Annotated in this window: 3 protein-coding genes; all 3 read left to right on the top strand. The window is 68.6% G+C overall.

Annotated features, from left to right (window positions below):
- The first annotated feature begins 125 nt into the window (after positions 1-125).
- Complete coding sequence (locus ACZ60M_RS09460) at positions 126-3,761, top strand: FG-GAP repeat domain-containing protein (RefSeq protein ID WP_465416403.1); 3,636 nt, start codon at positions 126-128, stop codon at positions 3,759-3,761.
- A gap of 203 nt (positions 3,762-3,964) precedes the next feature.
- Positions 3,965-7,033, top strand: a complete 3,069-nt coding sequence (locus ACZ60M_RS09465) for an FG-GAP-like repeat-containing protein (RefSeq protein WP_465416405.1) — start codon at positions 3,965-3,967, stop codon at positions 7,031-7,033.
- A 178-nt stretch (positions 7,034-7,211) separates the two neighbouring features.
- On the top strand, positions 7,212-10,772 hold the full coding sequence (locus ACZ60M_RS09470; protein WP_465416407.1) for an FG-GAP-like repeat-containing protein: 3,561 nt from the start codon (positions 7,212-7,214) through the stop codon (positions 10,770-10,772).
- Positions 10,773-10,896 lie beyond the last annotated feature (124 nt).

Here is a 10,896-nt window from a genome sequence, read left to right on the forward strand (position 1 = left end):
CGGTACGGGGCTCCCCTTCTCCTTTTCGGACCGAGGATGCAACCGGTTCCACATGAGGCGCGTGTAACCGGAGCCGGTACCCGGCCTAACAACTCAAACCCCCTAACACCCCCCAGGACTTCTGCATGAACGACGCTCCCCGCGAGAAGCCCCGCCGCCGCGGTCCCGCCCGACTCGCTGCCGTCACCGCGGCCGCGCTCGGTGCGACCCTGCTGGCATATCCAGGCGCCGCAACCGCCCAGACCGGCGTCGACTGCGACGCACTCGGCGACAACCCCATGGAAAGCGGGCTCTCCGACACGCTGGACGCCGCGGTCGAATGCGGCGTCGAAGTGCGGCTCGCTTCGCGCGCCTGGCCCTACGCCACCGTGTATGTGACACCGCAGGGCCAGCTCCACCTGGTCGCGACTGCCGATGCGGTGCAGGAGTACCAGGACTACGGGGTCCCGGACCCGACACTCGTCGATTACGAGGGGTATCCCGCCCAGGCGAACTCTCCTTGGGGCTTTCACCCCGCTGGCGACCCGCTGGAGCCGCTCATCTGGGGCGTCAATGCCGGTCTCCACTTCACCGGCGACAACCCGGCGCCGACCTATGAAGGCACTGTCGCCCAATACGACGGGATCGCACCCGGGCTCGACTTCAGCGTCGACGCCGGGGTCGCTACCTCGAGCCTCCTCTTCACCGCCGCTGATGCGACTGCCTGGGAGTCGCTCGCGACCGGACTGACGGTCGTGACCGACAACGGGGCCAGGGGCGAGATCGTCGACGGGGCACTGCGATTCGACGACGGGGAGGACACCCTCCACGCCTCCGAGTGGACCACCCCGTTCATCGCGCGCGACGCGGCAGGCCAGGTGACGCCGCTGACGATGTCCAGCGCCGGGGGCAGCGCACTGACGCTGAGCCTTCCCGACGGTGCCCTCGAAACGGCGGCGTTCCCGATGGAGGTCTCCGCGCAGTGGGCACTTCGCCAGTACGGGATTAGTGAATGGGGGGCGGTCACCTCGGCCGAACCGGACCTCGCGGCGTACCGCGGCGAAGCCGGGCTCGACAAGCCGTACTTCGAAGCCGCAGGCGAGCAGGGCGACGCGCTGGTCGGCGCCTTCTGCGACGGACTGGCGGCACCCGACTGCGCCGTCCAGAGCGAGTCGGAGGCGTTCTGGAAGTTCCAGTGGCCGGAACTCCAGACCTACGGGGTCAGGCCGTCCTCGGAGTTCACGTTCGATTACCCGGTCACGTCGGCCTCCTTCCAGGTCGACGCGGCCGATGGAACCGGCTGCGTAGCACCGGAACTGCAGCTTACGGGCGAATACACTCCGGCATCGACCTGGAACCAGCGCCCCGCCGTCATCGCCCCAGCCGCGACCGGGTCCTGCACCGACGGCACCGCGTCCTACGACGTCACCGAGACGATGCGGGACGTCTGGTACGAGCAGCGCGACCCGCAGGCAGTCACCTTCGGCATGACCGAGAGCGACACGACCGCCCGGTTCGACGGCGGCACCGCCAGGCTCGACGTCTACATGGACATCGTCGGATACAGCTACACGCGGCCGTCGTCGGAGCTGTGCGAGCACTGGACCTACGGCACGGTCCCGACGTTCGCCGACGCGACGCCCACTTACGGCGGCTTCCTGTTCGACACGTGGCGACCCGAGGTACTCGACCACGGCATCACCTGGACCGCGGCCTTCCTCGAAGGCGCCTTCACCGAGGACTTGCCGCAGGGGGACCTCGTCACGCAGACCGCGCCCCGCCCGGTCGCCCTCGGATCCAGCCCCGTGTACAGCCTGAGCGAGCCGCTCCCGGACGACTTCTACGACTTGAGCTACCAGTTCACTTCCGCGAACGGGGCGTTCGAACTGCAGCGTTCGTGGTGCAGCCTGGCGGTCGACACCTCCAAGCCCGAATTCCGCGACGTCGCGGTCGAAAGCGGCCCGCTCGAAGTCGGCGATCTCGCCACCATGACGTTCACCATCGCGGACGGCGACTTCCCCGCCCCCCTCAGCAACCTCGTCCTCGAATGCCTGGGCGGCGCCGTCTGCGGCGACGGCGGGCCCGTCTCCCTGCACTCCACCGAGGTCACCTACGACCTGCGGTTGACGAAGCGCACCGAGCAGGTGGTGTTCATGCTCACCGACGCCGCCGGAAACACCGCCGCCACCGCGACCGTCACGATCCAGGCGACGGCCGCCCGCAGCGACTTCGACAGCGACGGCCGCAACGACATCGTGGCGGTCTACACGCGCGACGACATGCTGACGCTCAACATGGGCCAGAGCGACGGGACCTTCCTCTTCGAGACCGGGTGGAGTCCGGGCTGGGGCCGCCTGGACCTCGCGCTGGGCGGCGACCTCAACGGAGACGGCAAGGCCGACCTGCTCGCCCGCGACCCCAGGACCGGAACGCTCTACACCTACCCCGGCGACGGCAAGGGCGGCCTGCTCCCACGCATCACCGTCGGCACCGGATGGAACGGCATCGGCGCGTTCACCTCCGCGGGCGACTTCAACGGCGACCGCAAGACCGACCTCTACGCCATCAGCAAAGCGGACGGGAATCTGTACCTCTACCCCGGGCTGGGCAACGGGAAGTTCGGCGCCCGCGTCGCAGTCGGCTCCGGCTGGGGTTCCATCGACGCCCTCGTCGCCGTCGGCGATCTCGACGACGACGGGAACGCCGACCTCCTCGCCCACGATTCGCGCACCGGCCAGTACAACCTGTACAAGGGCGACGGCACCGGCACGCCCGGCGGCCGCATCACGGTCCCGGCGTCGCTGGACGGCTCCGGTTCCGACCGGTACAGCCAGATCATGGCCGTCGGCCACGTGGACGGCGACGGCAAGGACGACTTCGTCGCCCTGAACGCGCGCACCGGGGTCCTGGAGCTGCACTCCCTCGACGGCGACGGCATACCGGTGCACCGAGGGCTCCCCGTCGAGAACCGCTGGGACGGAACCTGGGGCGGCTACCGCCTCGCGGCCGTCAACGAGCAGCGCACCTACGACTACAACGGCGACGGCGCCACCGACGTCGTCGCGCGCAACTCCGACGGCGCGACCTACCTGTACCCGGGGACGGGCACCGGCACCTACGGGACCCGCGCCTCGTGGGGCACGGCATTGAAGGACATGACCCTCATCGCGACGGCGGGGGACATGACCAACGACGGCTTCGACGACGTCCTCGCCCGCACCTCGGACGGCACGCTGTACCTCTACCCGGGCACCGGATCCGGCGGGCTGAACACCGCGGCCCGCGTCAGCATCGGCGCCGGCTGGAACGCGATGAGCTCGATCACCGGCGGCCACGACTACAACTCCGACGGGAAGGCCGACGTCATCGCTGTCGCCTCCAATGGCACCCTCTGGCTCTATCCCGGTCTGGGCGACGGCAAAGTCGGCGCGCGCAAGTCGATCGGCACGGGCTGGACCTCGATGAAGGAGGTCACCGCCACCGGCGACCTCGACCACGACGGCCACGCTGACATGGTCGCGGTCAGGAACGCCGACGGCTGCCTGTACTTCTACGGCGGCTACGGCGACGGCACGTTCAAACCGCTCGTGAAGATCGGATGCGGGTGGGGCGCCATGGACGCCATCACCGGAGTCGGCGACTTCAACCGCGACGGCCACGTCGACTGGATGGCCCGCCGCAAGTCCGACGGCGCGCTCTTCCTCTACCCGGGTAGCGGGACCGGGAACCACAGCGCTGCCAAGCTGGTCGGCACCGGCTGGAACGCCATGACCATCGCCTGACAAACGCCTGCGAGCCGAGGCCGCGACCGGATTCCGGTCGCGGCCTCGGCCGTCCTCCAGGAACGCTGACTTACTCCCGAAGTCTCAGTGGTGGTGCCCCTATTCGCTCAGGCGCGGTGCAACCGGTTACTGACGGTGCGCGTGTAGCTCAAGCCGGTCCCCGCCGGCGACCCCTCCCCGTCCCCAACTCCATAAGGAGCGCAATGCCCCCCGAAGCCACACCGCCGCGGCGGCTCGGCGCCAGGTTGGCCGCCGCCGCGACGATCGGCCTGCTGGCCGCCGGTGCCGTGGCGGCCCCTGCGTCGGCCGAGATCATCGGAATCGCGGACTCGTACACCAACCCCGTCATGCCGTACTCGGTCACCCGGGGCGAGGCGCCCGCCGAGGCGACCGTCGAGATCGGGTACACCCCGAGCGCCGGGTACGAGCACTTCGACCACATGGTCTCGATGGACCTCGCATTCGAGACGAACGCGTTCGATATCGTGCCCGGCGACGGCTGCGAGGTCTTCGCCGGTTCACACGTCACCTGCAACGAGCCCTCTTTCACGGACTACTGGCGGTTCGACGTGGATCTCTCCGCGTCCGCGGAGGACTCCGACTCGGCGGGCACCGTCGGCTACACGCTGTCCGTCGCCATCGACGGCGAGGAGATCGCCCGCGAGACCGGCGCCGTCTACCTCCTCGACGATGGCTACACCAACGATCCGTTCCTGCACGGCGGGCTTGAATTCACCGACATCGCCCCTGGCAGTACCGTCGCGGTCAATCCGACGTTCTACCAGCAGGAGAACCTCGTCCCTGGTACCGCTGCGCTCGTCGCGACCTTCACCGACTCGTTCTCCCGGATCGGCCTTCACCAGGAGGGCGCGAAGGCGACTGCGGCATACGACAACTGCGTCGCGGCGCCCGAAGACTCCATTCAGGGCGGCGTCACGTGCGTTATCACCGACTTCACCGACCGGCCCGCGACCGCGCTGACCTTCACCGACCCGATCAGCCTCGCGATCGGCGCCGACACGCTCGGACCGTTCCAGATCTGCGAGTGCGTCTACTACGTCGACCCGGTCAGCGCCGCCACCCTCGAATCCGAGTTCGGCGACCTGACATGGGACCCGACCTCCACCAACCTCCTCGGCGTGACCACCGCCGACTCGTGGACCGAGCCCGCTGACCCTGAACTGAGCCGCTACGGAGCGGACATCAACGTCACCACCTCGGCGAACCCCGCCGACCTCACCGTCACCGGCACCGCGCTGGAAGGCTTCACCGGGACGAAGGACTCGGCCACGGTCACCGTCGCGAACAACGGCCCGGCCACGGTCTACAACCGCGCTGACGACTACGGCAGCATCTCGATCCGGGCCGAGCTGCCCTCGGGCACCACGGTCGCCTCCGTCCCGGCCTCGGGCTCCGGCTGGTCCTGCCTGAACAAGGCCTCCCTTGCGATGGAGTACTCCCGGACCACCACCACCCTGAGCCGGTACGACCTCTACTGCTTCCTCATGACGCCCCTCGCCGCCGGCGAGTCGGTCGACTTCGCGTTCACCGCGAACCTCGTCGACGATCTCGGCGGCCTCGGCAAGATCGAGATCGCGACCCTCACCACCGGACCGAACGGCGAATCCCTCGAATCGACGCTCGACAACAACGTCGGCACCGTCGAGAACCGGGCAGAGGAGAATCCGAACCCGGCGATCAAGGCCCGCAACGACTTCAACGGCGACGGACGCGAAGACCTCATGGCGGTCCGCGCCTCCGACGGCACCTTGGTCTTCTACCAGGGCAAAGGCGACGGGACCTTCGCCGCGGGCGTCGCCAAGGGCACCGGCTGGGGCCGCATGGACGTCGTCATGGCGGGCGACCTGACTGGTGACGGCAAGACCGACCTCCTCGCCCGCGACACCAAGACCGGGACGCTGTACACCTACCCGGGCACCGGCTCGGGCGGGCTCGGCACCCGCATCACCGTCGGCACCGGCTGGAACGCCATGGGCCCGTTCACTTCCGGCACGGACTACAACGCCGACGGCAGAGCCGACCTCTATGCCGTGGGCAATGCCGACGGCAAGCTCTACTTCTATCCGGGACAGGGGAACGGCACGTTCGGGGCCCGTACGGCGATCGGCACCGGCTGGGCCGGCATCGACGCCCTCGCGTCGGTCGGCGACCTGAACGCCGACGGCAAGGCCGACCTCCTCGCCCACGACTCCCGCACCGGCCAGTACCACCTGTACCCGGGTGACGGCACCGGAAAGCTCGGCGGCCGCGTCGCCGTCGCAGCCTCGCTCGACGGCACCGGCGCCGACCGCTTCAGCCAGATCGCCGCAGCGGGCGACCTCGACGGCGACCGCAGGGAAGACCTCGTCGCCGTCGACTCCCGTACCGGCGAGCTCGAACTGCACTCGCTCAACGGGAACGGCACCCCCGTCCGCGAAGGCAGGGTCGTCGCGACCGGCTGGGGCGGCAACCGCCTTGCGGCCGTCAACGAGGAGCGGACCTACGACTACGACGGGAACGGCACCTCGGACTGGATCGCCCGCCGCGCCTCGGATGGGACGCTCCGGTTCTACCCGGGCAACGGCTCCTCCGGGCACGGCACCAGCACGCAGATGGGCACCGGCTGGGCCGGCATGGGCGTCATCGCCACCGCCGGCGACATGAACGGCGACGGCTTCGCAGACCTCCTGGCGCGCAAGGACTCCACCGGGGAGCTGTTCCTCTACCCGGGCGATGGCAAGGGCGGTTACGTCCTCTCGGCGCGGGTCCTCATCGGCCCCGGCTGGAACGCCATGAGCACGATCGTCGGCGGACACGACCACAACTCCGACGGCAAGGCCGACGTCATCGCGGTCCACGCCTCGACCGGGAGCCTCTACCTGTACCCGGGCAAGGGCGACGGCACCCTCGGGGCCCGCATCACCATTGGTTCGAGCGGCTGGAACGCGATGCGTGAAGTGACGACGGTCGGGGACCTCGACCACGACGGCCACGCTGACCTCCTGGCCATCGGCAAGTCGGACGGCTGCCTGTACCTGTACGGCGGCACCGGAACCGGTGCGCTCAAGAGCCGCGTCAAGGTCGGCTGCGGCTGGGGCGCCATGGACGCCGTCACGGGCGTCGGCGACTTCAACCGCGACGGTCACGTCGACTGGATGGCCCGCCGCAAGTCCGACGGCACCCTGTTCCTATACCCGGGCAACGGGGCCGGGAACCACACGTCGAGCAAGTCGATCGGCACCGGTTGGAACGCGATGAACGCAATCGCCTGACGCACGCCGAACACCGAGGGGCCCGTCTCAACAGAGACGGGCCCCTCGGCCGTATGGTCCCCGATCGATCGGCAAGGTTTCCTTGCGGTGCCTGCGCAACCGATCGCACACGGTAAGCGTTTTACTCACGGCGCTGCTGTGCCCATAGCCCGAACCCCTTGAAACCCAGGACATCTGAATGAACCGAAGCCCCCGCATGGGAGTCCCCCTCAAACGGATCGCCGCCGCGACCGCGGTCGCCGTTTGCGCCGCGCTCCTCGCCGCACCCGGCGCCGCCACCGCCCAGGACTCCGCAACGGACGTCGACTGCGCCTCATTGGGCGGCAATCCGATCGCCGCCGGGCTCGAGGCCGCGCTGGAAGCCGCCATGACCTGTGGCGTCGAAGTGCGCATCGAGAACCGCAGCACCCCCTACACCACTCTCGCCGCCACTCCGGACGGTCGTCTCCACTACATCGGGACCGCGTCGCCGAGCCAGGACAACGGCAGCTCGGGCGCCGCCGACCCCGCACTCGTCGAATCAGGGGGCACCCTCGTCCAGGGGAACACGGCGTGGCCGTTCACGGTGAGCTACACCGACACCGCCGAGCCGCTCGTCCAGGCCGCGCGGACCTCGATCGACTGGGCCGGCGAGAAGCCGGTGCCGACCCACTCCGGCAACGAAGCCGTCTACGACGACCTGGCCCCGGGCCTCGACCTCGCCGTCGAAACCGAAATCGCGACCGCCGACCTGACGTTCACGATCGACGGCCCCGACGCCTGGACAGCACTGTCGACCGGCCTGACCTTTCAAGCCGATACGGCTGTTACAAAGGGCCGCAACATGATCGGCATAGGCTCCAATTCCACCGGCAGTGCGGAGCGGTCAGGTGCCTTCACCGTGCGGGACGCCGCCGGAGCGCTGACACTCGCCTCGCCGACGATCACTGGCGGCGCACTCACCCTGACCCTCCCGGCCGAGACGCTCGCGGCCGCCGAGTTCCCCCTGACGCTGACGACTGCCTGGCATTACCTCGACCGCAACGTGACCAACCAGGCGTCGATCACCTCCGCCTCCCCGAACCTCTCCATCGTCCGGGGCGACGGCGGCCTCGACCAGCCTTACTTCGAGGCGGCCGGCGAGACCGGGACCGCTCTGGCAGGCGCGTACTGCGACCGCCTCGTCGATCCCGAATGCGAGACGGAGCACCAAGCCGTCTCATACTGGGCGTTCTGGAATCCGGGAGTAACCGGGCTCACGCCGAGCGACGCTCCCTGGCTGACCTATCCGATTGAATCAGCGGTCCTCCAGATCGACGCCGCGGAAGGGACCTCTTGCGTCCCCGCCGCCGCCTACTACGGCCAGTACGGCCTGTTGCCCGATTCGAGCTGGAACCTTCCGGTGAACTACGGCTCCAGCCCCATCGCGGGCACGTGCACCGGGGACACGGCCGCATACGACGTCACGTCCGCGCTCAAGAGCGGCTGGAAGTCGAACGTGCCCTTCAGCATCCCCGGCGGTACGGAGACCGTGCGCTTCGACGGCGACTCCGCGCGGCTCGACGCCTACTTCGACATCGCCAACTACCGCCTTACCCGGGACTGCCCATCGGAGTACCGGACGCCGCTCGACGAGCCGGTGCTCAGGTACGGTCAGTTCTCCGCCGATGTGTGGCGCGGCGACCTCATCGACCCGGGCCTCACCTGGACCACCAATGTCCGACGCGGCGAGGCGGGAGCCGTCCTCGCGTCGACGAACCCCGCTCCGGTCGTCGACGGCGGCACCACGGCGCTGACGCTTAGCGGCGTCGCCGACGGGTACTACCAGGAGTATCTGCGAATCCTCAGGGCCGATGGCACGCAAGCCCAATACTTTGAATGTTCGACCCTGATCGACACCGTCGCCCCCACGGTCGACGTCACGATCCCCGACGGACCCCATTACGTCGGCGACAAAGTCGACATCGGCGTCACCGTCGACGACGGCGACTGGATTGATGCGACCGTCACCTGCGCCAACTACCCGGGCTGCTCCCCGCGGACCGAATATCTCTACGAACAACGCGAGACGAGCTTCAACATCCCGTTGAACTCGACCTCCAACACGGCGGAGATCACCGTCGAGGACAGGGCCGGGCACGCAGCCGTCCAGCAGATCGACATTCCCGCCACCCACTCCCGCAACGACTTCGACGGCGACCGGAACCAGGACCTGCTCACGATCCGCCGCACCGACGGCGCCCTGGTGTTCTACGGGGGCAAGGGCGACGGCACGTTCAAACGGGGGGTCACCATCGATACCGGATGGGGCGGCAGGGACATCGCCATGGCCGGCGACCTCACCTCGGACGGCGATGCCGACCTCCTGGTCCGCGACACGAAGACCGGGACGATGTACACCTACCCCGGCTTCGGGTACACCGGCCTCGAGTACGCGGTCTTCGGCACGCCGATCAAGGTCGGCGACGGTTGGAACGCCATACGCCTCTTCACGTCCGCCGGGGACTTCAACCGTGACGGCAAGCTCGACATGGCCGCGGTCAAGCAGGACACGCTCTACTTCTACCCTGGTGACGGCAAGGGCAAGTTCGGCTCCCGCACCGCCTCCGGCACCGGATGGGCCGACATCAGCTCGCTCAGTTCCATCGGCGACCACAACAAGGACGGATGCGACGACCTCCTGGCGACAGAGGCCCGCGGTTTCGGCTACATGCTCTACGCTGGCGAGTGCGACGGCACCTTCGGCAACTACCGTTCGATCACCTCGAACCTGTACTCGGGGGGAGACGACACGATCTACGGCCAGGTCGCCGGGGCAGGCGACCTGAACAGCGACGGGTACGTCGACCTTCTCGCGATCAACCAGGCGACAGGCATCCTGACCCTGCGCACGTTCGACTACCAGGCACTCGGCCTCGATGAGTACCAGACCGTGGGTTCCGGCTGGCAGAACATGCAGCTCCCCGCCGTCGTAGACGCCAACGCCTACGACCACGATGCGAACGGCACCTCCGACATCATCGCCCGCAACGCGGCGTCCGGCTACTACTACCTGTACAAGGGCGACGGAGCAGGCCACCTGTCGACCCGCACGCTCTTCGACAGCGACTCCTTCATGGTCGGCATGAACCTCGTCGAATCCGCCGGCGACTTCGACGGCGACGGCGCCGCCGACCTGTTCGCCCGCAACGCCTCCGGGGTTCTCTACCTCGTGCCCGGCTACGGCAGCCTCCGCCCCGACAACGACTGGTCGCTGGTCCGGATCGGCTCCGGCTGGAACGCCATGAGCGCGATCCTCGGCGGCCAGGACTACAACGGCGACGGCAAGCCCGACATCATCGCCCGCGAGAAGTCCACCGGCTACCTGTGGTTCTACCCGGGCACCGGAGAGGGCGGCCACGGCACCCGCGTCAAGATCGGCACGGGCTGGAACGGGATGCGGGAGATCACGACCGTGGGCGACCTCAACCACGACGGGCTCGCCGACATGGTCGCGATCAGGAACGCCGACAGCTGCCTCTACTTCTACGGCGGCAAAGGCAACGGCACGTTCGAACCCCTGGTGAAGATCGGCTGCGGCTGGAAGGACTACGACCAGCTCACCGCCGTGGGCGACTTCAACGGCGACGGTCGGACCGACTGGGTCGCCCGCCGCAAGACCGACGGCATCCTGTTCCTCTACCCGGGCAACGGCGCCGCCAGCCACGGCACGCGCGCCCAGCTCGGCACGGGCTGGAACTCGATCGCCTACCTCGCGTAGCGGCCTACCGCACAGGCCCGCCCGACGTTTCGCGTCGGGCGGGCCTGTGCGGTAGATGTCTCGTGAACGTTGCTCAATTGCGGCCGAATCCGCTGTGGACTAGTCGCGCTGAACTGCCTATACT

The sequence above is a fragment of the Glycomyces sp. NPDC050141 genome (genome assembly GCF_055586545.1).

Bases quoted from the DNA above. Each gene is read 5' to 3' on its own strand.
- ACZ60M_RS09460 (WP_465416403.1), top strand. From the start codon at position 126: ATGAACGACGCTCCCCGCGAGAAGCCCCGCCGCCGCGGTCCCGCCCGA.
- ACZ60M_RS09470 (WP_465416407.1), top strand. From the start codon at position 7,212: ATGAACCGAAGCCCCCGCATGGGAGTCCCCCTCAAACGGATCGCCGCC.
- ACZ60M_RS09465 (WP_465416405.1), top strand. From the start codon at position 3,965: ATGCCCCCCGAAGCCACACCGCCGCGGCGGCTCGGCGCCAGGTTGGCC.